This is a genomic window from Pseudomaricurvus sp. HS19 (assembly GCF_009857815.1).
In the GTDB taxonomy this organism is placed as follows: Bacteria; Pseudomonadota; Gammaproteobacteria; order Pseudomonadales; family Cellvibrionaceae; genus Pseudomaricurvus.
Genome location: NZ_WVVW01000008.1, coordinates 44,866 through 70,490, shown reverse-complemented (window position 1 = coordinate 70,490; position 25,625 = coordinate 44,866). Strand labels below are relative to the sequence as shown.

The window sequence follows — 25,625 nt, the reverse complement described above, 5'->3', positions numbered from 1 at the left end:
CGCGCCAGCCCGGGCCATATAACCAAAAAACCCATGAAGCCGGACCCGCAATACGGTAAGCTTGCCGCCCTTTGCGGCCTCTGCCGCCTCTCTTGATTGCCGGATACCCCCATGCGCTTTTCTGACCTGCCCCTGTGCCGCGAGCTGCTTGATGCCGTGGATGCCCAGGGCTACCACACCCCCTCTCCCATTCAGGCCCAGGCCATTCCCGCCGTACTGGAAGGGCGCGATGTGATGGCGGCAGCGCAGACCGGCACCGGCAAGACCGCCGGCTTTACCCTGCCCATGCTGCAGCGTCTCAAGGACGGCCCCAAGGTGGGCTCCAACCAGGCGCGGGCGCTGGTGCTCACACCCACCCGCGAGCTGGCGGCTCAGGTGGCCGAGAGTGTGCGCGAGTACGGTCAACACCTGCCCCTGCGCTCCGCCATCGTCTTTGGCGGCGTCAGCATTAACCCGCAGATGCAGGCCCTGCGCCGCGGTGCCGATATCCTGGTGGCGACCCCGGGTCGCCTGCTGGACCTCTACAACCAGAACGCGGTGAAATTCAGCCAGCTGGAGATCCTGGTACTGGACGAAGCCGACCGCATGCTGGACATGGGCTTTATCCACGACATCAAGCGCATCCTCAAGCTGCTGCCCGCCAAGCGCCAGAACCTGCTGTTCTCCGCCACCTTCTCCGACGACATCCGTGCCCTGGCCAAGGGCCTGGTGCACAACCCGCTGGAGATCGACATCAGTCCCCGCAACACCACCGTGGAGCGCGTGCAACAGCGCATCATCCCGGTGGACAAGTCCGCCAAGGCGCGACTGCTGATTCACCTGGTGAAGAGCAACGACTGGCACCAGGTACTGGTGTTCAGCCGCACCAAGCACGGCGCCAACAAACTGGTGAAACAGCTGGAGGCCGCAGGCGTTGAATCAGCCGCTATTCACGGCAACAAGAGCCAGAATGCGCGTACCAAAGCGCTGGCCGACTTCAAACAGAACAAGATCCAGGTACTGGTCGCCACCGATATCGCCGCTCGCGGCATCGACATCGACCAACTGCCCCACGTCATCAATGTGGACCTGCCCAACGTGCCGGAAGATTACGTGCACCGCATCGGTCGTACCGGCCGTGCCGGCGCCAGCGGCGAAGCGCTGTCACTGGTGAGTGAAGATGAGAGCATTCAACTGCGGGATATCGAACGCCTGACCAAGCAGTCCATTCCCCGCGAAGTCATTGAAGGCTTTGAGCCGCAGCATCCCCTGAAAGAATTTTCCCAGGGACAACACGGCAAGGCCGCCGCGGACAAGCCGCGCACCAACCGTCCGAAAAAACACCATGGCAACAGCGGTGATGAACGTCCGCGCGGACAGGGGCAAGGTCGGGGACAGGGTCGCAGTCAGGCCCAAGGCCAGGGACAAGGTCAGAATCAGGGGCGCAACGCCAGCGGTGACAACAGCAACCCCGGCAAGCCCCGCCGCCGTCGCCGCCCGCGTCGCCCGGCAGCCGCTCAATCCTGAGGCCGTCAGACGGCGAAATAGTCCTTGATCCCGGCCATGGTATTGGCCGTCGCCACCGAGGCCAGAATCAGTCCCATCACGCGACTGATAATGCTGGCCCCGCTGGCACCAATCAGCCGGTGTACAAAATTGGCACCAAGCATTAACACCAGCGCCACCAGCAGCACCGCCACCATAGTGGCGGCAGTCTGCGCCTGCTCCCACAAACTGTAGCGACTGTTTTCCGTCATCAGTACCGCCGCCAACATGGCACCGGGGCTGGCAATGGAGGGCACCGCCAGCGGAAAGATAGCAGTCTCATTGCCACCCCTCACCAGTTTCATCTCCTGTTCGGGTTTACCCTCACCGAAGATCATGGTCAGCGCGAACAGGAACAGCACAATGCCGCCGGCCACCTGAAACGCCGACAGCGGAATCTTCATGGCCGTGAGAATGATCTCGCCGGCGACGATAAAAAACAGCAGCACCGCCAGCGATACCAGAAACGCCAGCAGCGCGATTTTCGCGCGCTCTCCAGCCTGGTGCTGGCTGGTCACGGCCAGAAACACCGGGATGGTGCCGATGGGATCGATCACCGCGAAGAAATAAATAAACGTTGCCACGTAATCGATCATGGAGTTCACCCGGGGAGCGATGAGTTAGCGCGGGAGCGGAAAGGGTTCTGTGTGCTGTGCAGGTTACTATCGACAGCGCAGGCAGTTTTTCATAAACCGGTTGCACTGAACAGCGCGACGGGGCGAGAAGGATTCAAAAAAAGCAAAGATTTACTAAGGCCGCGCTTCACGATGTGGCACTCGTATCCCACAACATGGCCGTACCCACTACCAGCGCGAGAAAACAGAGCACCCAGAGAATTACCGGGCCAGCCGCACCTTTCACCTCGAAGCCCCACACCCGAAACTCAATGGGGTCACGGGCAAACACATCCAGCACCGCCACCACTGAAAACGCGGAGATCGCAGAAATCGCTATACCCATGGTGCCTGCCGGATGCGCCAGCACCATCTGCAAAAACCAGCTGTCGGGCACCAGCTCCGGAAACAGCGCGCTGCACACCAGGAACAGAAAGAAAAAACCGGTCCAAAGGGCCGTGCCAACCACCACCCCCAACGTAGCGTACTGTTTCAGGCGGCTGTTCCGGTCGCCGGACTCACTCATGGTTAAAGCACTCCATTGCCAACGTTAAACTCCTGTGGGTATCCAGTCCTTAATGCACAGTGGCAGTCACAATATGCGCCGGCACCTGGAATACGATATGGCCGTCATCATCCCGATACTCGGCCAGGGCCATTTGCGCCTCACCCAGGATCGACACAATCTGCGGCTCCGACAGGTGGATCCCCATCACCGGCAACCAGCCGCGCAAGTCAGCTTCCACCATGGTGCGAATATCGGGGAAGTGTGCGCTGCCGGGAATGGTGATCAGGGTTTCCGCTTCCAGCGGCGACGCATCAATCAGGTCCATGAGGCGGTCGCGGTCCCCCAGGCAGAAGGGCGCACTCAATGCCGCGGCGGCCTCAGGGCCGACGAGGTGGCGCAGTATGTCCACCAATACCGCATAGGCCTGCATATGCTCCAGCTGATCCCACACTGCCAGTGCCAGCTTGCCGCCGGGGCGTAGCTCCCTGGCCATCTCCCGCAACGCCTGTGGCCGATCCGTAAAAAACATCAGCCCAAACTGGCACAGCAGCGCATCAAAACCATGGTCGGCAAAGGGGATGGCCTCCGCCACTCCTTCACGCCAGTGGCAATGTGGTTCCAGCTCGCGGGCAACCGCCAGCATACCGGGCGCCGGGTCCACCCCGGCCACGTAACCGCTGAAGCCAACCCTGGCCATTGCCGCTCGCGCCAGCACCCCGGTCCCACAGGCCACATCCAGTACCCGCTCGCCGCTGCCAACCTCCGCCGCGTCCAGCATCCGCTGGCACCACTGCCCGAACAGTGCCGGCACATGCAGACTTTCATAGGCGCGGGCGCCGGCAAGCTCTTGCTCAGTCACATAATTTTGCATGCTGACCTCCAGCCTGCGGCGGCCTCAATCACAAGTCAGCCGCAGGTCGTCCATTTGACTCGCCGTTACAGCGTCAACCGGCTCCTGGTCGAACACAACGCCGGAACTGAAGCTGCAACCAATACCGTAGCTTCAGTATAAGCTCCGGATTCAGAAACTGCGGTGTCCAACGGCGCGTCCGCCACGCAATTCGCGGTGGAAATCGCCTGCAGGAATAATGTGCAAACGGCTAATAGCCGAACAGATATAAACAGGAACGAGCCATCCCTTTGCGCCGCAGGGACCATCCCGCAGCCGCCCCTGTCTTGCCGCTCATCCGACCGTCAGGCATATTGGATACCGGAGCCGCCAGCAGGATGCTGATTGCTCCCCGTTAACCCGGTAACCCTTTGCGCGATGCTTCCACCTGATACGGACTTCACATGAAACTCCCTTCGCTCTGTCTGGCGACACTGTTCTGGCTCTTTTTCCCCCTGCTATCCCTGGCCACTGATCTGCCGGATGCCGGACTGGAATTTGTGGCAGTGGGCCATCCCGGCAACCACGCCGATCCGGATACTGGCCACGGTGCGGTGGGCTACCCCTTCCGGATCGGCAAGTACGAAATCACCAACAGCGACTACGCCGGGTTTCTCAACGCTGTCGCCCGTGAGTCGGACCCATTTGGTCTTTATACCCCGCTGATGCAGGACCACTTCTGGGGGGGCATTGCCCGCGCTCAGGAAGGTCTGCACTATTCCTATAAAGCCAAGCCCGGATACGAGCTGCTGCCGGTCACTTTTGTCTCCTGGCTCGACGCGGCGCGTTATGTGAACTGGTTGCACTTCGGTCGCCCGACACCCGGACACTCCGGTCCTGGCATCACCGAAGGCGCTGCGGACACAGGTGCCTATGACACCAGCACCGTGCGGGTCGCAGACCAACGCAATAGCGGCGCCCGTTTCTGGCTGCCCAACCACGACGAGTGGTACAAGGCGGCGTTTTATCACCCTGACACCGACCGCTATTCCACTTACGCCACCGGTGAAAGCACTCCCGCCGCCGGCCTGTCCGCTTCAGCACCCGGCGCCACCTACTTCGCCGGTCACTGGGCGGCACCCTTCCCGCACCTGACCGCCGCGGGCAACTACAGTAACTCTGCCAGCGCCTTCGGTGGTTTTGATTTCGCCGGCAATGTCATGGAGTGGGTGGAAGACACCGCCGGACACAACAAGACAGCACTGGGTGGCTCGGTGTTTATGTCCGCTTCCAGCCTTGCCAAAAACTACCGGGATGCGGAACGACCCGAGGAAAAATTATCGACCTTTGGCTTTCGGGTAGCCACCACTGCGACGCCACTGCCACCAGCGCCAGCAAAAGCGGATACCGAAACAAAGGCGGCTTTACTGAACGCACCCACGACAGAAAAGTATCCCCTGACAGGAATCAACGGCGTGGAATACGTGCAGGTCGGACACGCCGACTACCTGTCACCCAGTGTTTACCGGCGTGGTGTGGTGCGCTACCCATACCTCATCGGCGCGACTGAAGTCACCAATCAGCAATGGGCGGACATGCTCAATCGTGCAGGCGCCAAAGAGGCGGAACAGAAGTGTCTCTACCGTGACGTCATGAGTGACGGTGTGGTCGGCGGCCTGCACAGGGAAGTGATCGACGGCCGCGTACAGTTTGCCGCCAGACCCGGCTGGGAACGGCGTCCGGCGACCTACGTCAACTGGTATGCCGGTGCCTACTACGCCAACTACCTGCACTACCTGCGTACGCCGGATCCAGACGATGACGGACAGCTGGAAGGCACCGACGAGCGCGGTGCCTATGACACCCGCGCCTTCCCCGCCTGCGGTGAAAGCGCCGCGGCCCCTGATCACCTGCCTGCCCGACGCAACCCCGGTGCGCTGGTGTTCCTGCCCAGCGTCGACGAGTGGTACAAGGCAGCCTATTTTGACCGGCAGAAATTCAGCTCCTACAAGTACTGGCAGTACCCCACCGGCACCGACGAACCACCCAACAACCTGGCGCCCCCCGGCGATCGCTTCAGCGCCAACTACCAGCGCGATGAACATCTGTCGGAAGGCGGCCCCACCTATGTCTCCGAAGTTGACGCCTACCCTGAGGCCCGCAGCGCCTACGGCACCTGGGGACAGGCGGGCAACGTATGGGAGTGGGTAGAAGATTGGCGCTCGAAGGGGGAAGGTGGCTGCTGGCGCTGTGATGAGTGGACCCGCGGCCTGATGGGTGGCAGCTTCAACTACATCCACATCGGGCTGCACGCTTCCAACCTGGACCCCGGCGCGCCGCACCAGATCTATCCGTTCTACGGTTTACGCATGGCTGCCTCGGTGGACACTCAGGGCTGGCAGCCCTGGTGGCAACGGCCCGGATTGCTGCAACAGGCCCGGGACGAGCTGACGGTCTGGCTGGCCATCACCCCTGACAGTCACTTGCTCTACCTGTTGCTGGGATTGTGTGGCTTGCTGGCTCTGGCGGGCCTGCTGTTCCTGGCCGGACTGGCGGGATGGATCATTTACCGGCGGAGGCACTGATCATACAGCGCCGCGCCACATGGATCAGGCCCTGGCCTTTTCAGCCGAGAACAGGGCTACACAACCCTCGACAGTGACCTTCACATTGCAGAAATACTTTTTCAGCTGCGCTTCCAGTGCCGCAGCGGAATCCTGCTGGTTGGAGAAAACGCCCTTGCGGTTATAGAACGCCATTAACTTGCGAGCGCCCCGGTTGGGCTCGACACCCTGCCCCAGGATAGTAGCCCCGAACAGTACTGCACCGGGATTCATAACCGTGAGGCAATTGCGGAAGATGGCAGCTTTGTATTCCATCGAGCCCGGCACACAGTGGAGCAGAAAATTCAGGCCTACGGAGTCAAAACCCGGCTGGCCCTCCACACTCATATCTTCCAGTACGTTGCGCTGATAGGTCTCTGGTTCGAAGCGGGCAATGCGTTTGGCGGTGTAGGCCAGTGAGCTTTCATTCAGGTCCATCAGGGCGATACGTGGCTTCAGCGATGAGAAGTAGCAGCGATCGGGAAAGTAGCCACTGCCCACCCCTACATCGAGGTGGTTGTCGCTGGCGAGGTGATCGTACTGCTCCAGCATCAGGCTCGCGTCACAGCGCCACAACCAGCGGCAGGAAAAACCCAGCACCAGCGCGTCGTAAATGGCGAGAGTGAATTTACTGTAGACCGCCTGCCCGGCAGTAACCTGTTCCCTGTTGACCGTTTCCACATCGGCTCCTGATTGATTACTGGAGAAATACGGCGCCTATCCCGGCACCACTCGTTAGCACCGCACTATAGCAGCTGGCTCCGCCAGCTTCTGATGAGAGCCTCACACCCCACAGTCAACCAGTTGGCAGTTCATAGGTGATAAAACGGTGGCCATTCAGTTCACTGGCAAGCACACGACTGGCCCGCTTGCGCAGGAAGTTGTACTCCGGCCGGGTGTGCAGCAGGTGAATGTAAACCACAGGATGACCCAGGGCTTTCGCCTGCCGCATCAGCTCACGAAAAATCTGCGGGCCGATGCCCCAGTGATCATCCGCCAGCACAATGGCCAGCTCAAAATGATCGGCGTCCGGCTGAATTCCGCACCACCCGGCGAGCGTGCCAGCCTGCCATACGGCCCTGAGCCAACACCCCTTGCGGGTGTTCAGATCACGCTTTTCCTGTAACCAGGCTGCCGCCGATTCCTCGGTAAATGCAGCATGTGTCATCAGGTGCTGGCGTACCCTGGCACTGTTCAGGAGCGGCAGAAACAGCGCTGGCTTAACGCCGGCAAGTTCCCGGTATTCGACAACAGGCATACAAGGTCTCAAAGATACGAGAAGGGAGAAACAGAGAGGGGAAATTCGAAGTCGCTGCCGTCCCGGGGGACGGCAGCCTATGGCGATTACTGCTTGGATTTATTGATAAATTCCTGAACTACATTGGACATATCAAAGCTCTTGCCCCCCTGCACCGGCGGGTACTTGGCCATGGTCATCAGGTGCTGTTGCATCAGCTCTCCCATCGGCTGCATCAGCCAGGAGACCTTCTGCAGCAGGTGGCCGTAGGAGTCCTTGTTATCGTAACTCTCAAACGGATCCATGCGGATGTTAAAGACCAGGGGCGCAGTGCGCGGCACCAGATTAGCGTAGTAGTCTTCCTTGGTGGAGAAGTGGAATTTCCACGGCCCCATACGCACGGCGGTCAGCTTGCTTTCGTAGTAGTAGAAGATGTGATTGCGGGCGGAGTGATCAGCCTTGCCCTGCCAGTAGGGCACGTTGTTGACACCGTCAATGTACTGCTTCTTCTGCTTCATCATATCGGCAGCCACATCCTTCACACCGGCAGCAGCCGCCAGACTGGTGAACATATCCTGGTGCCCCTGGATACCATTGAGCACGGTGCCGGGCTTGACCTTACCGGGCCAGGTCAGCATGGAGATGACACGCACACCACCTTCGTAAGTGGTCATCTTCTCACCGCGGAACGGCGTGGTGGCACCGTGAGGCCAGGAGGAGTGCTCAGGGCCATTGTCGGTGGAGTACCAGACGATGGTGTTGTCTTTCAGGCCGCTGGCGCTGAGGAAATCCAGTACCAGGCCGATATCGTGATCGTGTTGCAGCATCCCTGAACCGTGATAGTCCGCCTCGGAGCTGTACTTCTCGGCGGCGTAGCGCCACTTATCGTCAAGACGGGTGTAAAGGTGCATGCGGGTGGTATTGAGCCAGACGAAGAAAGGCTTGCCTTCCGACTTGGCTTTTTTCATAAACGCCAATGCCTTCGGAATGACCTCACCGGCATCAAAGTCCTTCATGCGCTCCTGGGTCAGGGGGCCGGTGTCTTTACACTTCTGCTTACCCATGACACCAAAGCGAGGGTCCTCAGTAGAGTCGCTCTTGTCGCTGGCGGTACAGTGCAGCACTCCGCGGGTACCGAACTTCTTCTCGTAGGCTTCCAGACTGCCGGCATAGGCCTTGCCAAAGTTCTGGTAATCCCGCTGCTCGGCCTCTTCCTGGGTATTGAGGTGATAGAGGTTGCCAAAGAACTCATCGAAGCCGTGCACAGTAGGCAGGTGTTCGTTGCGATCGCCCAGGTGGTTCTTACCAAACTGGCCAGTGGCATAACCGGCGCCCTTCAGCACCTCTGCCAGACTCGGGGATTTTGCCTGCAGGCCCAGTTTGTCACCCGGCTGTCCCACGGTGGTCATGCCTGAGCGAATGGGGTACTGCCCAGTGATAAACGCTGCGCGACCGGCGGTGCAGGAGGGCTGTGCGTAATGATCTGTAAAGCGCACCCCTTCTGTGCCAATGCTGTCGATATTGGGAGTGGTATACCCCATGGTGCCCATACCGTAGGCACTGACGTTCTGCCAGCCAATATCGTCACCCCAGATCACCAGGATATTGGGCTTCTGCTCTTGCGCCTGCGCAGCCTGACTGGCTACGGCCGCTGTCACCAGAGCTGCTGCCAGCCGTGCGGCCGACTTCAACCATGTCGTTTTCATCATCATCGCTACCTTGCTGAGAATTTGAGTCGCCCCATTGCGGAACACGGCAACCATAGCCCAAATTTCCCGCGCTGGCCATTGGACTAAATGCGATGATGCAGATGCTCGTGGCCCTGCAGGCACTCCACCAGATAGGCCACCGCATTGACCCCGAAAAACCAGATGGGCGTACCCAGGGTCAGAGCCAGGTAGGGGTTGCCAAACTCGATGCCGATAATGCTGATGATCATGTAGGCGGCGAACACAATGCCTTTCGCCAGCAGATGATTTTTGCGGTATTCCAGTGCGCGTTCCATTGTCATCTCCTCCAACCCGTTTGCCGTTGATGTCAGAGTATGAAATGTCACGCTTTGGCAATACTGAACGCAGTGTATTAACGCACTACACTATCTGTAGCAGTGCACTACATAAGCACAAACACCTGCCCGGAAAGCTGAGAAAAATGATGGACACGGGCGAATATGGACTCCCGCCTGCGCGGGAGTGACGAACTTTGGTTTGCAGGACCTGAGCCGGATTCAGAACAAAAAAGCCCCCGGCCGTCACCGGCAGGGGGCAGGCAAAACACCGTTGAGACGGTGCAGGGTCAGAAAGCCTGGCTTGGAGGCTCGTTACCCATCGCCAGAGAGCCGGTGAACAGGTGCTGGCGCTTCTCCTGCATGGGGTGGAAGTGGGATGCGGTCACATCCCGCAACAGCGACTCGATGCCAAAGGCGCGCAGGAAGCCGGGACCACCACAGGCTTCTACCGCTTTGGCGGCGCAGCGCTTGCAGGCTTCCGCAGCGATGGTCTTGCGCTTGATCACCTCATTCACGGTCTCCAGGGTGGCTTCATAGTTGAAGTTTTCCATGCGCTTGATCATGTCATCCACCGCCAGCTGGGCCACGGTCAGGGCGTTCTCCATCTCACCGAGAATATATGGGGTCACCGGATCACTGCTCTCCTTGCAACGCTCACGGGCCTTCTCCGCTGCCAGCTCGGCAATACCGCGATAGACCGACATGATCAGCGGCAAGGCTACCGGCAGGATCACCGACCACATCATGTGGTAATCGCCGCGGGGACGACGTGCCGCGATGCTCTCTTCGGGAATAAACACATTCTCCAGGGTGACGCTGTTGGAGCCGGAACCGCGCATGCCCATGGGCGCCCAGTTATCCAGAATGGTCACACCCTCTGACAGGGTAGAGACAGGAAAATGAAATACCTGCCAACCTTCCACCGGATCGTGGTAGGGCGCCGATGTCACCAGTACATCGCCTGCCGGCGAGCCGCTGGCAAAGTGCTTGGTGGCGTTCATCAGGTAACCGCCTTCCACTTTCTCCAGCGAACCGGTGGAGGCCAGCCAGTCACCGGCGCCGGTGCTGATCAGGACCAGCTCCTTGCCTGCCACCTTCTCCAACAGCGCCTTGCCGGGACGACCATGACGATGATTGTAGATATTGGCCGCCACAATATGCTGGTGCATGGAGACCGACAGTGCGGTGGAGGGGTGGTATTTGGCCAGTGAACGCAGGAATTCACACATGGCCGGAAAGCTCTGGTCGCCGCCGCCAAAGGTGCCGGGCACCATGGCTGAAAAGACCCGCGCCTCACGCAGCAGGCGATAGTTGTCCTGCGACAGAGTGTCGGTGGCGTCTGCCAGTTTGCCGTTATCGGCGATCTGTGGACCAATCCTGTGCAGAATCTCGTCCAGGTGATTTTTGTTGAAGTTTACCGCTGTTGACCCAGTCATTTTGTCTACCTCATTTATTAGCTAAGTATAGTTATTGCGTTGTTATATGAATGTCTTGTTGGCCGTCAGGCGGCCTGATCCAGAGTGGTTTGCAGCTGGCGGAAGCCGCCGTGTACGAAGGTCAGTGGCGACCTGTCAGCACTGCCGAACGCCGTCACCTGTCCCACCAGCATCACGTGATCACCCAGCGGGATTACCCGTTGCAGCCGGCAACGAAACGCGGCGCAGGCTCCAGGCAATTCGATACCGTCCTGGTTAAGCGCCTCCAGGTTGATGCCTTCAAACTTGTCGGCGCCCCTGGTTGCGAATCGACGCGCCAGATCCGCCTGCTGCTCGTTCAGTACCGAGACGGTAAAGCCACGGGCACAGCGAAAGTCGGTGTAGCTTCCGGATCGCAGGTCCAGGCACCAGCCCAGCATGGGAGGGTCCAGGGAGATGGAACAGAAACTGTTGATTGTCATGCCAACCGCCTGACCGCAGCGACCACGGGTTGTCACTACGGCCACACCTGTGGGGTAACAACCCAGCGCATTGCGCAGGGTACGGCTGTCGATGGGGGAATTGTGTAGAGTGCTCACGTCTTGCTCCTCCTGTGTCACTACTGTTTTTGTGTCGATTCCTGCTTTTCAGGACTGGTGACCAGATTAGTGAAAGCGGCGCGGTGCCTGAACTGCACAAAGTGGAGGGATGAACTACATTTTGTGTAGTATCCAGCTACAGATTAAGGAAGATTGAGGTTCACCATGGGTTACAACCAGTTTTGCCCCATCGCCAAGGCGATGGATGTATTGGGCGAGAAGTGGACGCTGCTGCTCATTCGGGAGCTGCTGTGCGACTTCACCCGCTTCAACGAATTCCAGCGCGGCCTCAGCCAGATGTCACCGACCCTGCTCACCAAACGACTGGCGTCTTTGGAAAAGCAGGGCCTGGTGGTAAAACGGAAAATTCACGGGCAGCGCGGCTACGAATACTTTCCGACCGAAGCTTGCCGCGAGTTGCTGCCGATTCTGGAACAGGTGGGCATCTGGGGTATGCGCTGGGCCCGGCGCCAGCTCTCTGACGAGGACTACGACCTGGAACTGCTGATGCTGCACCTGCAAAGAAGCATCAGCCCCGCAGACCTGATCGGCAACGAGACCGTTATCCGCTTCAACTTCAGGGATCTCAGTGAGTACGCCAACTGGTGGATGGTGGTGAAAAACAACGATGTGGATGTGTGCGTGCACGATCCGGGACACGAGGTGGACATCTACTTCAATGTCGACCTGAAAACCATGTGTGATGTGTGGATGGGGGACATCAGCTACCGCAAGGCCATCGCCGAAGGCAGGCTGCAGTTGGTGGGCCCCAAGGCCATGATCAATAACGTGGAGAGCTGGCTGAAACCCAATATGTTTTCCGGCATTCCGCCAGCCGAAGCTATTGTTAACCCCGCCTGACCAGGGGCGCTGACATCACCAGCGCTCCGCCTGCCGCGGCGCTTACTCCAGGCCGCGCAGATAATTCATGATCAAATCACGGATCACCGCCGCCGCACGGTCATTCAGGTGAATGTGGTCTGTCACCAGGTAAAAGCCCTGCTTACGGGAGATGTGATCCCACCCCTGCCCCAGCAAATAGTGACGCGCCAACGCCTTGAATGCCGGTGCCTGACTGCCCTGGTAACGGGGAGGCCGATGCCCGGCCGGCAGTAACTTCATCAGGGTCTCGTGCAGTGGCAGGTAACTAACGCCCAACTCTTCGCACAGGGATCGCAGGACGACATTGTACTGCAGGATCCTCGCGTTCAGATCGCTGTCCGTATCCTCCCCCAGCATGGGCAGGCTGAGCACCGCTATATGTTCGACACCCCCGGCCTGTAATCGCTGCAGGATGCTGCGTACCTGCTCAACATACCAGTCCCTGGTCGGCGTAACGGGAATCTGCTTTTTGTCGCGGTAGAGAGCTTCCACCTTGCCACCCAGGGTGGCGTTAACGTCATTGGTGCCCACCAGCAGCGTCACTACATCCGGCTGGCAGGCAATGATCTTATCCAGCCTCCGGTCGACGTTATACGCCAGGTCGCCATTGATGCCGGCATTCACAAATCCGTAGCCATCCGGTGTCAGCGCCTGCTGCAGGAGCGCCACATAGTCGCCCCCCATCACTCCATGGGTAATGCTGTCACCGGCGCAGACTACCAGGCGTTTGATTTGTGGCTCCCGACCGCGGGCAAGAAACGCCCTCGGGCTATCCTCAGGCACGGCAAAGCGCCGCAGGGTTTGCTTTAATTTTTTTATCATTCTTTTATCCGGTCATGATGCCGCCTCGCTACTGCGAGGGACAGCGGGCAAAAACTGTGTCGGCAAGTATGCAATCAGCTACGCCAATGAGCCATCCCCGAATGGTCCGCACCGGCTACAGCCACATCGCCGCCAGCCAACCAAAAATGATCAGCGGGATATTGTAGTGGATAAACGTAGGCACCACCGAATCCCAGATATGATCATGCTGGCCATCGGCATTCAGGCCCATGGTAGGCCCAAGGGTTGAATCAGACGCGGGCGAGCCCGCATCCCCCAGCGCACCCGCCGTTCCCACCAGCGCAATAATCGCCAGCGGACTGAAGCCCAACTGCAACGCCAATGGCACATAGACAGCAGCAATGATCGGCACCGTGGAAAACGAGGAGCCGATGCCCATGGTGATCAGCAGACCGATACCCAACATGGCAAATGCCGCCAGTGCCTGATTGTTACCGATCCACGCCGCCGAGGTATCCACCAGCGTACCGATATCACCGGTGGCCTTGATCACCTCGGAGAAACCCGACGCCGCGATCATCACAAAGCCGATCTGCGCCATCAGTTTCATGCCGTTGATCACCACGTCGTTGGACTCTTTCAGACTGAACACACCGCCCACCAGGAACACCAGATAGCCCACCAGTGCACCGGCAACAATGGATTCGGTGGTGAGTTGCACCGCAAAGGCCAACACAATGGCCAGCAGCGGCATCAAGCTTTTGCCGGAGGCAGGTGCAGCACCGGTCACCACACTTTCCGGCAACGGGTGGCCCGGATCATCCAGTGCTTCCAGGGTGTAGTCCCGCGGCTTGCGGTAGGTGTAGAAGACGGCGATCAACAACCCCATCACCATACCCGCCACCGGGATGGCCATGGCCGCCGGGATCATACCGCTGTCGATCCCGCTCAGCCCGTTGGCCTGCAACTGCTTGAGCAGGATTTCGTTCATAAAGATGCCGCCAAAGCCGATGGGCAGGATCATGTAAGGCATGGTCAGGCCAAACGTCAGGATGCAGGCAATCAGCCGCCGATCCAGCCGCAACTCGTGCAGCAGGTGCAGCAGTGGCGGTATCAGCATGGGGATAAAGGCGATATGCACCGGCACCAGGTTCTGGGAGCAGACAGAGATCAGCAGGGTCAGCGACAGCAGCAGGTACTTGATGCGCGCCACCTCCCTGGCACTGGACTGGCGCCCCAGCAGGGCGTGCACTTTCGCTGCCAGCAGGTCCGGCAGCCCGGACTTCTCAATGGCGACCGCGAAGGCGCCCAACAGGGCGTAGCTCAGGGCAACCGTAGCGCCCCCGCCCAAACCACCGTTGAAGGCTTCAATGCTGGCAGTCAGCGAGAGACCACCCACCACCCCGCCAACAATGCCGCCCAGCACCAGCGATAACACCACGTTGATCCGCATCAGGCTCAAGCCCAACATAATCGCTACAGCAATAACGACGGCATTCATCCGCTTCCCCAATATTCAGATGTTGATTACATGGCATGCCCGCCACCCCGGCACCGGCACCGGCACCGGCACGCAACACACAATTTTTTTGTGGGCAGGCCAACAGATCAGTCGGAAAAGATATGACAGAAAGGCTTACGAGCTACCGGGCCGTCCGGTAGCCCTTTTGCAGTGAATTCGGGCTTGCCATTACCTCAGCCCGGCGCCAGATCACTTCTGGCACTTGGGCGTCGCCACACTCTTCACGTATTCGGAAACCTTGGCGGTATCCTCCATCTCGGCGGGCGAGAACTTCTTCACCAGGTCATCCAGCACACAGCTGCAGGTGGCCTTGGGTGAGGACTCCACACAGGATTGCATAAAAGACGAGCTGAAGGACTTGATGAAATCCTTATCGGCGGCGCTATCGCCTGCCAAGGCGAACTGAACACCGGATAAAGCCAGAACGGAGACCAATACTGCTGATGTTTTCATAACTGCTTCCCCTGCCTTGTTTGTTGACCAAACTCCTGGACAGCCCTGACCCGCCTGACACCGGCGGCACCACACTATCGGTCACGGCCCTGTGAAGAATTCACTCCCCTACAATAGGCCAACAGCCCATAAAATCAACCATGTGCCGACCGGCACCAGCGACCATCAACCGTCAGCCCCCTGGGCAATCGGGGCAAAGATGCCGCCAACCAGCTTTCTCAGATCCTCTGCTGCCAGCTCTATCTCCAGCCCCCGGCGGCCGGCGCTGACGTAGATAGAATCAAAGCCCTGCGCCGACGCATCGATTACGGTCTTCAGCCGCTTCTTCTGGCCCAGCGGGCTGACACCTCCCAGCACATAGCCGGTGGAGCGCTCCACATCCGCCTGATTGGCCATGGCCGCCTTCTTCGCCCCCAGCGCCTTGGCGATCAACTTCATGCTCAACATGGATGAGACCGGCACCACGCCCACTGCCAACTCCTTGCCATCGAGACTCACCACCAGGGTTTTAAACACCTGTGCGGCCGCCACACCCAGCTTTTCTGCCGCTTCGGTGCCGTAGGACTCATGGCCGGGATCGTGGCTGTACTCATGGACTGTGTGAGTAATTTTCTGCTTTTTGGCGAGGTTGATGGCTGGGGTCATGATCCGATTCAGCTTGGGTAATTGAAGAGTAAGGTTTTATAAAACCGGAGCAGGCAGGGGTTACTCATTGATCAGAGCCGCCCTGCGGTATCCCCCGGGGCGGAATGCCGCTGCAAGGTACTGCCGTGACTCCTGCCAACATGGCGCAACAGTATAAGCGCGCAGATAAAATTGGGAAGATTCAGCAACACCGGAATATAGAACGCCAACGGACCAGGATCACCGGTGGGCACCCCCTGATTCCCGGAGGCCACACTGCTGCTGACGAGAAAGAGAAGGCAGTCCCAGAGGAAGTGATAGGTAATCGCCGGCCATATCGATCCGGTCCGGATCACTATAGCGATGAGCACCAGACCGCTCATGGTCGCAGCAACAGACTGGACCAGCGCCTCCCCCAGCTCACCGGTGATAAAAACATTCAGGGTGTGCACGGCCCCGAACAAGACCGTAGTAACAATAATAGCCCTCCAGATGGACATCGACGCGGCCAGCGCCCGGAACAGGACACCGCGAAACATGAGCTCTTCCGACACCCCGACCATCAACGTATTGATCACCACAAACACCACCACGCCCAAGGGAGGCGCCCCGAGGAAGGCGACACCGCTGGCAAAAAGCACCAGGTAAATCCCCGGAAACCACAAAGTGCGAACCAGCGAGTGCGGTCTGGTAAAGTGCATATCCCGCCATTTGAAAACCGAAATCGCCGTTAGCAACAGCGCTATCGCGGCAGCAAAATGCCAGCCAATTCCCGAGGTGACCAATTCGTTAAGGGTCGTATCGTCGGCTACTATCAGCCTGGCGCCCAACAAGGTAACCGCAATCCATGCCACATAAATGACGAGGCTTATCCCTATGCGCTTTGTCATGACAATCCATCAGACCTTTCTATGAGTGAACCAACTATAGAAGATTGGCTATTGTGTATGGGTAATCCGGATAGTGTAAGCCAGTGCAGTCTGACTTTGGCTATCCGGGTTTCAGGAGACGTTGACACACAGCCCCCAAGCTGGCCGGGATTTTTTTGAAGCAGTTAAATTATCTGTCCGTCCAATCTTACATCAGCAGCTGCGAGTCGCAGCCGCTGGTTCGCGGCAGGAGAGGGAGATACTCCGGTTTTCACTGAACAGGGATGTTCAGGCCTCGATTAACCGGCCGGTCACGGGTTGGACACAAGGAAGTCCACAATGGCCGGAACCAGCTTCGGCCAACTGCGGAACAACGTATGCCCGTCCGTACCCGCCATGGTTTGGGCAGAACGCCGGTTCCACTCGTTATCATCCCAGGGTGGCTCCAGCAGCAATGAGTGCGGAATCAAGCGGTGAACCCACTCGCTGGTAGCCCGGGTATGTGACAGGTCACTCCTGCCACTGCGAAACACCAGTGTGGGCATATTGAGCTGCGCAAAGTGACGCGGTTGCATCTCCGGCACCGGCGATATCCCGGATGGTGCATAAGCGGCGGCCCACTTCTGCATAATGGCGATAAATTTATCCGGATCCATCGCCAGCAATGTCTCCCTGGCCCTGGGGTTTTTGCCCAGATGCTCGGACCAAGAGGTCGCCTTCAATACCGCCACCATCCCACCTGAACTGGCCAGGGTTGCCGCCTCACCACAGTAGTAGGTTGCCAGTTACATCAAACCAATGGGATCACCGCTGATCCACCAGAGCACAAGATGGGAGCACAGATCCGGATACCGGGAAGCCGCCAGCATCGACACCCGGGACCCACCCGACCCACCGGCAATCACAGCAGGCCCCAACCCCAACGTCTTGATCAGCCCCGCCAGCGCCTCTGCCTGATTCTCCGATTCACATTCGCCAAGCAGGCAGGTGTCAGAATAGCCACAATTGGGACGATCATAGATCAGGGCCTGATAGCCCTGTCGGACAAACTCTTCCGCCATTTCCCGATAACCGGGAACATCCATGGTAAAGCGCCCACCCGGAGTCAATGCGATGAGCGGAGCGCGGCGATCACCAAGCAGTTCGTAAGCAATACCCACACCGTCAATATTTGCTTTTTCCATCATCGCCATCCTTCTCTGGTCAACATTGAATGACCTTCCTGTTGCCGCAATATTTTCTGAGCCTGCAACAAGGTTCCTTCACGTTATTGTGCCAATCAATATACCTGACCGATCACAGGAGACAAACTGCCTGTTCTTTGATGGGGTTCTCGTGCCAATAAGAGCAACGCCGCTATATTGATGCCTGACGCACCCGACCCGAATATGGGAACCTCTGCACACGGATACCTGAATGTCATGCCCACAGCTATTGGCCGCTACAAAAGCAACTCACTGCGGTGTAGCAGTAACGACCCTGACAGCCACCAACTGTTGGCGAGGCAATTGGTTGACGTAAAACAGGGGTTGGAAAAAATCAGCAATAATCCCCTGGCGTACCGGGGCAAGGCTTTTACCGAATGGCATCGGCAAGCCAGCGAGCTCTACCAGTCAATCGACCGGCTTGGTGCCCCGTCGGCTATCGGGAAAAACTTCTTCGAACGAGGATTCGGAAGATCCAGGGAGGCACTCAACGACGGTCAGATATTTGAGCGATTCAGGCAGGACGTCAGCATAACCACAAAAGAGCTGGACTACCTGATGGCCCGCTATCGCGGTCTGAGGAAAGCGAGCCAAGGATATCCGTCCCCCGCATCCGGCCGATCAATGCGGTCCTTCCCTGTAAACAGACGCGGGATACTTTATCTGGTCACAGCTCTGGGCATATCCATAGTGACAGTTACTCTCTGGCAAATAAGTAACCTCTGACTCTCCCTTTGCCAGCCGGGCGAATCCGGCACCCCGGGCCGCTTACTCTTACCAGCTTCAAGGCTCGACTGTTGATCCTCAGTAACATTACTTCCTTATATGCGCACCTGATATCACCTTAATCAACTTCGCGCTCTTTGTTGTAGTCATGGTTTTTCTTGACGAACCCACCCCAGACATTATGGCCGACACACCTGAAAGGTCTTTCAAGGAGTTCTCCTTTGGAAACGCAGCTTCCCTTCAGGAAAAAATCTTCCTCCACGACCTCATAAGAACTGGCCAGGCCATCCGTAGCCTCGTAGAGGTCATAGCGCTTCACAAACAGAAAGGCGACAACAGCAATGGAGATTGCGACAATTACTTTCATTTATTCATACCTATATAAACCTTTCCCCTAAAAACAGGCAGGCGCAGACGCATTGCACCATAGCATTCGCCATGCCTGGCTTAGTTACCCCTGAGCCGAGAATGCCACATGGTAGGCTACGTCCCCTAGCGCCATCACTCCGGAAAACGATAACGCCTGAAAATACTCTGCAGGCACACCGGGGTAGCGCAGCCCCTCTACAGCCTTGAACCCGAAACGGCCATAATAATCAGGATCGCCAAGCACTACGCAGCCAGACGCGTTCATTGCCTGGAGAGAGGCAAGCGAACTCTCCATTAACCGGGAACCCACCCCACAACCTTGAAATTCAGGAAGAACCGATATTGGCCCAAGGCCAAACCAGCCTGTCACTCCGGTTGATAGGGTAACCGGAGATATTGCAACATGGCCAACAATCTCCCCGTCAACCATCGCAATCTGAGAGATCGTTAACGCTTCCGCGCGACGAAGGGCATCAACAATGAACTGCTCTGTATGATCGGCATGGGGGGCATTTAAAAATGCCTCCGCTGTAACTTCATGTATTCGCGCCGCATCGTCATAGCTTTCATTGCAGATTTGAACATCCAATTTCTACCTCTTAACGCTCCCAGAGGGGAGGACAAAGTGAAGCGACTTTTGGGTATACACTGGCGCAGCCATACCCAAAAGGTTCAGAGCTTTGGCTGGACCAACAACCAGCGGGAGCGATTCCTGCGACTTGATATGCACTTGCGGCCTAGCCTTTTCAGTTACCTTTTCGATAAATATTAACGTGTTTTCCATGAAACACGGTTGTTTTGGATAAATTGAACCCAGCCTTTTCTATAGCTTTTATGGAGGAATGGTGCTCAGGCTCAATAATTGCGCAGATGTACTCATGCGCTTTAATGTTTAAGCCATAGTCTACAACGGATCTAACGGCTTCGGTGGCAAAGCCCTTGCTCCAGTAATTCCTTGCGAGCCTATATCCGACGTGGACTTCTTGGTTGCCATCAATAAGTTCTTCGCTGAGTCCAGCAAAGCCTATAAATGACCCACCTCTTTATCTTCTAATGCCCATGGGCCAATACCATGGTCTTGATAAGAAGACTTGCACCACTTAATAAATTCCAACGTTTGAAGCTTATTCATAGGGCCATTAACAGAAAACTCCATAACCCTTTCATCAGCAAGCATTGCCCCCAGATTATCCAGATCTGCTTCTGAGATCTCCCTTATTACTAGACGAGTCGTTTCCAAAATCACGATGCTTACCTGTGAGAGTGCTTAACGCTTTTCCAAGGGGCAACCGAAACGCAGTGTAGGTTGTCCCGCGGAGGCCAGGATTTCTTGTGGCCGGATTGCACCTGAGAACTTTTTCAGGAATTAGACTTTGACCTTCGTGCTACATTTTCGGCAACGAATTGACGTGACGATAGGGTTGCCGACACGAAATTTGCTATGGCCGCAGTTAAGGCACGACTTTTTTGCGAAGAATGTTTTAGCATTGCTGATAAAGCAGATGTATATGACTGCGATCCCCGGCAAGATGAAAGCTAACAAGCCAAATAATGCCGCAAAGTACCTGGAAAGGCTACTGCCAACCAAGAGCATATATCCGCTCCAGATAAGCAAAAACCAGATTAAGTTAACCGAGAATTTGCCACCTTCAGAAGTTTCCTGAACAGTGAATAGACCGGCTTTATAAATAAGTGGTATAGAGAATGCCGGCGAGAATAAAAAGCCAACCCAAAACAGAAACAGACATAGGCCTTGTGGGAATAGTGCTTTCAAGTTGGGTAGAAATGTCGCTCGCTGGTGCTTCATATACTTTATTCATTTGCATTCCTTTGGTGGTGCCTACCGCTTGCAGAATACGCACCCATGAAATGGATCCAAAGGTGCAATGTAATGGGTATCACCGTGCCTGCACTTGTTAGGCATCGGCAGCCCCTTCTTGCACTTCTTTGTACGTTTCCCCAGCCGCATTAACCCAAGACACGGGGCCTGGAGCTTGCCGACCAAGCACAACTGATGATGCCGCGCTTGGGGAAGAAAAGCTCGCATCCTCAGCAAATACTAGAGTGCCCCCTTTCTGCCTCAAGACTTCTGCGTCTAAGAGTTTCTTCCGTATTTTTAGCCAACCCTCTGCGATCGATTTCGAAGTTTTCAAGCTGGCTTGGGAGCCTGCTTTTACGACGAACCCCCCGTCCGTCTCGATCATTGTTGCATCCAAGCTTTTAGACTTAATTTTGTAGAGTGTGCCACCCGTGTTCTGAAGTTGAGAGTCAGTGGCTATATTGTGGGGCGCTGCTACAACGAGCGAGTTCACCCCTACGGTTGGGAGGATAAGTTTAATCTGCTCAATGAAGTATTCCATATCAGAGACATCCGCCTCCGACAACCTTGAGCCCTTGGGATTATTACTATTCTCTACAAATGAACTGTTGGCCTCACGCGCCTGAGCGATGATGCGCGATTCCAAGTATTTGATATGAGCCTTAGTCAGCATCTCGTCCTTACTGAGAAAACAGACCATTGAGTCAAAATCCCGTTCCGCAATATGCGTCTTAAGACGTGCTCGAAGCTCCTCAGCCTCTCCGATGTAGATCCTTTCATCAAACTCGTAGGATTCGCTTTCACTACGAAGAAAATAGATGCCTGGCGCATCGAACTCAGGCCGATCGAGCAAGCTTTTTAGCGTTGCACGAGGCGAAAAAACTGCTTTACCTGACCAATTACCTATCTCGACCGTTTTCGGACCAGTCGCCGATCCATCAAGCATGTATATCGTTAGTTTCCTGCCCATGCCATCCTCTAATGCCTAACTCCGGCGCCAGAGGCAGCCAAAATGGAGCGCGTTCTTGTGCAAAAATAAGCGGATCGTTTTCACAAAAAGGTGCGGAGTTTCGGCTGTCCCGCCGCGTTTTTCAGCGGTTAACTGCGCGCCTTTGTTATGCATTATTCATCGAAATTGTAATTAACAACTTCATCAAGAATTTTTAGCACCTTCCTTCCATTTTCAAAGCATGAGATTGTCTTTTCGATACCCACATTTGGATTGCCTCCGTGAGCAAACTCGTTTCTAGCATTAACCAGCTCCGTTAATGCCCCCTTTAATGCGGGCCTATCTTCAAGTGCGAGCAATTCGTCAAATTTTTCTTTCCAGCGTTGATCAAATTCGGTCAACAGATTCTCTATCAATCCAAATTTAGGGTTAAACGATGACTCTCTTACTTTCTTCTTGATGAAATTTTTAACTTGTACGTTGCATCCTTCATCAACTTTGTCCGCTATTATTTGCTTGAATCCAACTTCAATGGCACCAGTTGCCCTGATAACTGCATACTTTTTTACATAAGGGGTCGGATTGGCACCATCACCCAATCCAACGAGCAATGCGCGAATATTCTCTAATTCATCGGCGCAATCGCAGAGAATTTGAGACACCTCATTATTATTCATTGCCAATCACTCCGAGAATAATGCGTTATACATTCTAAAGATTCTGTCTCGGATGTTCGGGACCCTCATCGTTTCTTGAGATAATAGGCGCTGAAATTCTTCACCTCTTAGAATTTCTTGCTTTCTAGATTTAGCAGAGTCGGCCCCGATACCAGGTTTCCCGTCTCTCTCCGCCAGATAGAATGCCACAAGAACCGAGTCAAAAAGGGTGGGACTAAAACGCTCTACCAAATGATTGGGATCTGTTTGCGATATATTGTGAAAAGCACTTTCGCCGAATGCTTCCTCGGCTTTAGAAATAGCATTTGTGAATTTACTTTCAAATGAGGCCATATACTCCTGATCATTGAATAGATCCATGAATTGATTAAGGTATTTTTTGAGTGATATTCTCGATGGCGGGTCATCGTCGAATAGTATCTGATCTGAAGACAATGCAAAAAAACGCAGAATATATTCAACATCTCGCATGCGATCATCTATTAGCTCCTTTCCAAACAACCTTCGCCACGATTCATTTTCATTGAGCTTTAATAGCAAAGAATTAAATGGTCCTTGATAGACGCAATTCCTTATTTCCTGCGGAAGCAAAGTTCTTCCACTTGAATTTATTCGTTCAAAAACCTGGAACAAGCTAGTATCACCAACAGAGGGGCTACGTTGCATAAATATAATTGCGTGGATGGTTGTATTTCTTATTCTGCGTTGCTCTTCTTCTTCAAGCTCTGCAAAAGCCTTTCCTCTCCATCTTGAATGAACCTTTTCAGTTCTTGACAGCTTAAACACCCTTCCATCTTTTGAAAAAATTCCCTTTACATAATCTCGCACTGTCATCAGGCGTTGATAACCATCAATTATCAACAGTTTCTCATTTTTTGTTTTGGCCAGAAAAATACTAGGAACTGGCAATCCAAGGAGAATTGAGTCAATAAACCTAGATGCTTCTGACTTATCCCAAACGTAATATCTTTGAAGCTCCGGCTTTACAAGCTCATCTTCATCATATCGTGATATTAATTCTCGAAAGCTTAGATCCGCACCCCAAGACTGGATTTTGAAAAGATCGTCATCGCTATAGAAATCATCTTGTTCTTCGGGAGGAACATCCAAAAATTCTGGTGGCGCATCTAAAGGGTTCATATCAATTCCTCAATTCTTAGTGTTACTTCATAAAATGCATAACGCCAGTGGTAATGGGCGCCAACGGAGCGCAGCGCAGTTGGCGACCCGTTGACCACCTTGTTAAGCATATTACAGCCATGAGCGCTTTTTGGTGGTTTCCCATTCATCTTTGAGGATTTTTTGAAGCTCCACCGTGATACTTTCTATTACTTTATTATCCAATTCCCTCTTATCTAAAGCGCCCATATCGGCGAGCACACCGTCAAGATACTCAAACAATTTTTTTGTCTGGGAGTCACCGTTTTTGAAAAGCAATCTCAACTTTGCATTATACTTATAGAAGTCTGCTCTTTTCTGCATAAGGGTCTCATAAGAAACCTTTAGTTCATCATGTAAACTTTTGACTTCAAGATCGGAGGTTATTTTTTCAATTTGTTTGACGCGATCATCGGAAAAATTACGAACCATAGTGAAGTATTGACATGCATGAATCACTTTAATTAACTCGGATGCGGTGCCTCGAACTTCTTGGAGCCAGTGGTGGCGAAACTCAGATATTTTGTTTTGATGCTCAGCGTCCTTGGCTTCATTTGCTAACTCTGTTTGTTTTTCTAATGCCTTTTGAGACAGTTTATTCTGAGCTTCTACTGATTTTCGGTTGCTCCGGTATGTTACTGTTGCAGCACAAATAACCACGCAGATCGTCACCATAAATGGGATGTTGGAAATGACGACATCTAATAGGTTTTTTGTTGACTGAACTAACTCTATTGGCATGACGCTTTCGGCTTTGATCAGTACGTCTGAATCGATTTTTGCCACCACTTTCTCCAAAAATGCTCAATACTTGGCTTTGCGGCGTGCCAGAGCGCAGCGTAGTCGCGTCCGGCAACAGCCACTTGTAGGGTGAGCTGCGGTGGAGTCGAACCACCCTCGCCAATTGGCTCAGGCCAATTGCAGTTTCCCCGAAACACAACAGCTCAAGAAAAATTAGCCATTTTCGCAAGATACCGAGCCTTATCTCTACGTTGCTCTAGTTCAGCTATAGCCTTTTCGTACTTTTTATTGAGACGTTTATCATATGCGTACTGAGACAGAAGTGATTTCAAGTGCTCCAGATTCGTCTCCAAAAATGTATGTATTCTAGAATACTCTTTCTTACGGCCCCACTCACTTACAAGATATTTGTACAGGTGTGTGCTAGTTGGACTTTTCTTTATAGCGTTTATGATGATCGCTTCACGCTCAATTTCTAAGTCTTCTAGGCTCGCAATGTGATTAAGTTTTGACTCATGAATAGACTCAGAAGATATTAGCTCTCTGGGCTCTACCGCCAGGAGGTTATTGGGAAGATGATTTGCACAAACCTCTGCATGATGTATGATTCCAGAAGTTTCATTTTTTACAAATTTATCATTTTCAGAAGGTCGCCTTACTGTTGATAATTTCTTCACTGTTTCCTTTAGCAAAGGAAACGAGGCATATATTATCGACCCTGCGACTCCTAAAGATAAGGCCACCATCAATTTTCGCCGCTTAAAGTCTGGCAGCTTAGAGTTGGCAGCCTTCTCCCGTAACGTAGAAGCCGCCTTGACTATAACGGGCCATTCCTTGATTAGTGTGACCACTCCTGCGGCAATACCGATTATTGTTGCAACTATGGTGATCGCTTCCATATTCTCTTTTTCACCCTAACGCCGCGGTTTGGGGCTGACATGGAGCGCCAGCGGAATGGCAGTCCCAGCCGAAGGCGACAACACCGCCTTGTTATAGCTTATCTCGTAAGTATTGCGGAGCTTACAGATGGCTCCCATTGTTTTCTTTGCATACACAATGTTAGTTGTATTGTTGCAACAGATAGCCTTTTAGTATTTGGCTGCTGTAATTCGTTGCCCGCTTCCTCAGTAAGTTCACCTACACATGAGTTGAGGGCACTTTTTGCGAGATCACGATCCTCGGCAGAAAGTTGATAGTTTATTTCTTTGCCTGATGGAATCCAGTCAATGCCGACCAACCACACTTTATCAATTAACTCTGCACCATTCATGTCGTTAGCAACTTGCTCATAAATTGAAGGCCCAGAACAACCTGAAAGTGCCACGATGATTAATGAAAGTAGTAATTTCTTCATTTAGCTATAACAGTCTGTTAATGAGGGCTGCGCCCTCATAATAGTAATTAGCAGGATGCCCTTTTAATTGGGCATCCAGTTTCCACCTACTTGTAACCACCTGATTTTCATGGCGAACAATCTTAAAAAATCCCTTCAGGCAGCTAAAAGGGCACCG

Annotated in this window: 29 protein-coding genes; 3 read left to right on the top strand and 26 right to left on the bottom strand. The window is 54.7% G+C overall.

Annotation, left to right across the window (positions count from 1 at the left end):
• The first annotated feature begins 111 nt into the window (after positions 1-111).
• Positions 112-1,506: a DEAD/DEAH box helicase gene (locus GSF27_RS12635; protein ID WP_160969597.1), complete on the top strand. Its 1,395-nt coding sequence runs from the start codon at positions 112-114 to the stop codon at positions 1,504-1,506.
• Between the two features lie 5 nt (positions 1,507-1,511).
• Here the strand turns inward: GSF27_RS12635 and GSF27_RS12630 are convergent, their stop codons facing one another.
• The 3 genes from GSF27_RS12630 to GSF27_RS12620 form a co-directional block, all read right to left on the bottom strand.
• Positions 1,512-2,120 (bottom strand): MarC family protein, encoded by a 609-nt coding sequence (locus GSF27_RS12630; protein ID WP_160969595.1) that lies wholly within the window; start codon positions 2,118-2,120, stop codon positions 1,512-1,514.
• 166 nt (positions 2,121-2,286) lie between these two features.
• Positions 2,287-2,664, bottom strand: a complete 378-nt coding sequence (locus GSF27_RS12625) for a hypothetical protein (RefSeq protein WP_160969593.1) — start codon at positions 2,662-2,664, stop codon at positions 2,287-2,289.
• 49 nt (positions 2,665-2,713) lie between these two features.
• Positions 2,714-3,517: a methyltransferase domain-containing protein gene (locus tag GSF27_RS12620; RefSeq protein ID WP_160969591.1), complete on the bottom strand. Its 804-nt coding sequence runs from the start codon at positions 3,515-3,517 to the stop codon at positions 2,714-2,716.
• 422 nt (positions 3,518-3,939) lie between these two features.
• On the opposite strand from GSF27_RS12620, the gene GSF27_RS12615 reads away from it, so the two are divergent.
• Positions 3,940-6,060, top strand: coding sequence for an SUMF1/EgtB/PvdO family nonheme iron enzyme (locus GSF27_RS12615; protein WP_160969589.1), 2,121 nt, complete (start codon positions 3,940-3,942; stop codon positions 6,058-6,060).
• A 24-nt stretch (positions 6,061-6,084) separates the two neighbouring features.
• On the opposite strand, the gene GSF27_RS12610 is transcribed toward GSF27_RS12615, so the two are convergent.
• The 6 genes from GSF27_RS12610 to GSF27_RS12585 all read right to left on the bottom strand — a co-directional run bounded on the left by GSF27_RS12610 (position 6,085) and on the right by GSF27_RS12585 (position 11,337).
• Positions 6,085-6,759 carry a class I SAM-dependent methyltransferase gene (locus tag GSF27_RS12610; RefSeq protein WP_160969587.1) on the bottom strand — a complete coding sequence of 225 codons (675 nt, stop codon included), beginning with the start codon at positions 6,757-6,759 and terminating at the stop codon, positions 6,085-6,087.
• A 115-nt stretch (positions 6,760-6,874) separates the two neighbouring features.
• The gene (locus tag GSF27_RS12605) at positions 6,875-7,336 is read right to left on the bottom strand and encodes a GNAT family N-acetyltransferase (protein ID WP_160969585.1); all 462 of its coding nucleotides are present in this window, start codon (positions 7,334-7,336) and stop codon (positions 6,875-6,877) included.
• Positions 7,337-7,422: 86 nt separating this feature from the next.
• Positions 7,423-9,078, bottom strand: coding sequence for an arylsulfatase (locus tag GSF27_RS12600; protein ID WP_202410437.1), 1,656 nt, complete (start codon positions 9,076-9,078; stop codon positions 7,423-7,425).
• 29 nt (positions 9,079-9,107) lie between these two features.
• A complete protein-coding gene (locus GSF27_RS12595) occupies positions 9,108-9,320 on the bottom strand; it encodes a hypothetical protein (RefSeq protein WP_160969583.1) in 213 nt (70 codons plus the stop codon).
• Positions 9,321-9,610: 290 nt separating this feature from the next.
• Complete coding sequence (locus GSF27_RS12590; protein ID WP_160969581.1) at positions 9,611-10,759, bottom strand: acyl-CoA dehydrogenase family protein; 1,149 nt, start codon at positions 10,757-10,759, stop codon at positions 9,611-9,613.
• 65 nt (positions 10,760-10,824) lie between these two features.
• Entirely contained in the window at positions 10,825-11,337 is a 513-nt protein-coding gene (locus GSF27_RS12585) for a flavin reductase family protein (RefSeq protein WP_160969579.1), read from the bottom strand.
• Between the two features lie 153 nt (positions 11,338-11,490).
• On the opposite strand from GSF27_RS12585, the gene GSF27_RS12580 reads away from it, so the two are divergent.
• Positions 11,491-12,198 (top strand): helix-turn-helix domain-containing protein, encoded by a 708-nt coding sequence (locus GSF27_RS12580; RefSeq protein ID WP_202410436.1) that lies wholly within the window; start codon positions 11,491-11,493, stop codon positions 12,196-12,198.
• 42 nt (positions 12,199-12,240) lie between these two features.
• Here the strand turns inward: GSF27_RS12580 and GSF27_RS12575 are convergent, their stop codons facing one another.
• The 17 genes from GSF27_RS12575 to GSF27_RS12495 form a co-directional block, all read right to left on the bottom strand.
• Positions 12,241-13,041, bottom strand: a complete 801-nt coding sequence (locus tag GSF27_RS12575) for an SGNH/GDSL hydrolase family protein (RefSeq protein ID WP_160969577.1) — start codon at positions 13,039-13,041, stop codon at positions 12,241-12,243.
• Between the two features lie 115 nt (positions 13,042-13,156).
• Positions 13,157-14,503 carry a Na+/H+ antiporter family protein gene (locus GSF27_RS12570; RefSeq protein ID WP_160969575.1) on the bottom strand — a complete coding sequence of 449 codons (1,347 nt, stop codon included), beginning with the start codon at positions 14,501-14,503 and terminating at the stop codon, positions 13,157-13,159.
• Between the two features lie 210 nt (positions 14,504-14,713).
• Entirely contained in the window at positions 14,714-14,977 is a 264-nt protein-coding gene (locus GSF27_RS12565) for a hypothetical protein (protein WP_160969573.1), read from the bottom strand.
• A gap of 165 nt (positions 14,978-15,142) precedes the next feature.
• On the bottom strand, positions 15,143-15,622 hold the full coding sequence (gene ybaK, locus GSF27_RS12560; RefSeq protein WP_160969571.1) for a Cys-tRNA(Pro) deacylase: 480 nt from the start codon (positions 15,620-15,622) through the stop codon (positions 15,143-15,145).
• Between the two features lie 71 nt (positions 15,623-15,693).
• Positions 15,694-16,491 (bottom strand): CPBP family intramembrane glutamic endopeptidase, encoded by a 798-nt coding sequence (locus tag GSF27_RS12555; RefSeq protein ID WP_160969569.1) that lies wholly within the window; start codon positions 16,489-16,491, stop codon positions 15,694-15,696.
• Positions 16,492-16,781: 290 nt separating this feature from the next.
• Positions 16,782-17,192 carry a hypothetical protein gene (locus tag GSF27_RS12550; RefSeq protein WP_160969567.1) on the bottom strand — a complete coding sequence of 137 codons (411 nt, stop codon included), beginning with the start codon at positions 17,190-17,192 and terminating at the stop codon, positions 16,782-16,784.
• A 63-nt stretch (positions 17,193-17,255) separates the two neighbouring features.
• Positions 17,256-17,657 carry an alpha/beta fold hydrolase gene (locus GSF27_RS12545; protein ID WP_160969565.1) on the bottom strand — a complete coding sequence of 134 codons (402 nt, stop codon included), beginning with the start codon at positions 17,655-17,657 and terminating at the stop codon, positions 17,256-17,258.
• Positions 17,658-18,519: 862 nt separating this feature from the next.
• Positions 18,520-18,768, bottom strand: a complete 249-nt coding sequence (locus tag GSF27_RS12540; protein ID WP_160969563.1) for a hypothetical protein — start codon at positions 18,766-18,768, stop codon at positions 18,520-18,522.
• Positions 18,769-18,852: 84 nt separating this feature from the next.
• Complete coding sequence (locus tag GSF27_RS12535; protein WP_160969561.1) at positions 18,853-19,359, bottom strand: GNAT family N-acetyltransferase; 507 nt, start codon at positions 19,357-19,359, stop codon at positions 18,853-18,855.
• A 157-nt stretch (positions 19,360-19,516) separates the two neighbouring features.
• Positions 19,517-19,768 carry a GNAT family N-acetyltransferase gene (locus GSF27_RS18110; protein ID WP_370462604.1) on the bottom strand — a complete coding sequence of 84 codons (252 nt, stop codon included), beginning with the start codon at positions 19,766-19,768 and terminating at the stop codon, positions 19,517-19,519.
• 26 nt (positions 19,769-19,794) lie between these two features.
• Complete coding sequence (locus GSF27_RS12525; protein WP_160969559.1) at positions 19,795-20,016, bottom strand: GNAT family N-acetyltransferase; 222 nt, start codon at positions 20,014-20,016, stop codon at positions 19,795-19,797.
• Between the two features lie 670 nt (positions 20,017-20,686).
• Positions 20,687-21,535, bottom strand: a complete 849-nt coding sequence (locus tag GSF27_RS12520) for a GIY-YIG nuclease family protein (RefSeq protein ID WP_202410435.1) — start codon at positions 21,533-21,535, stop codon at positions 20,687-20,689.
• Between the two features lie 176 nt (positions 21,536-21,711).
• A complete protein-coding gene (locus GSF27_RS12515) occupies positions 21,712-22,215 on the bottom strand; it encodes a HEPN domain-containing protein (RefSeq protein WP_160969555.1) in 504 nt (167 codons plus the stop codon).
• Positions 22,216-22,221: 6 nt separating this feature from the next.
• A complete protein-coding gene (locus GSF27_RS12510; protein WP_160969553.1) occupies positions 22,222-23,355 on the bottom strand; it encodes a DUF262 domain-containing protein in 1,134 nt (377 codons plus the stop codon).
• Between the two features lie 111 nt (positions 23,356-23,466).
• Complete coding sequence (locus GSF27_RS12505) at positions 23,467-24,159, bottom strand: hypothetical protein (RefSeq protein ID WP_160969551.1); 693 nt, start codon at positions 24,157-24,159, stop codon at positions 23,467-23,469.
• A gap of 158 nt (positions 24,160-24,317) precedes the next feature.
• Positions 24,318-25,013 carry a hypothetical protein gene (locus tag GSF27_RS12500; RefSeq protein WP_160969549.1) on the bottom strand — a complete coding sequence of 232 codons (696 nt, stop codon included), beginning with the start codon at positions 25,011-25,013 and terminating at the stop codon, positions 24,318-24,320.
• Positions 25,014-25,111: 98 nt separating this feature from the next.
• Positions 25,112-25,468 (bottom strand): hypothetical protein, encoded by a 357-nt coding sequence (locus GSF27_RS12495; protein WP_160969547.1) that lies wholly within the window; start codon positions 25,466-25,468, stop codon positions 25,112-25,114.
• Between the last annotated feature and the right edge of the window lie 157 nt (positions 25,469-25,625).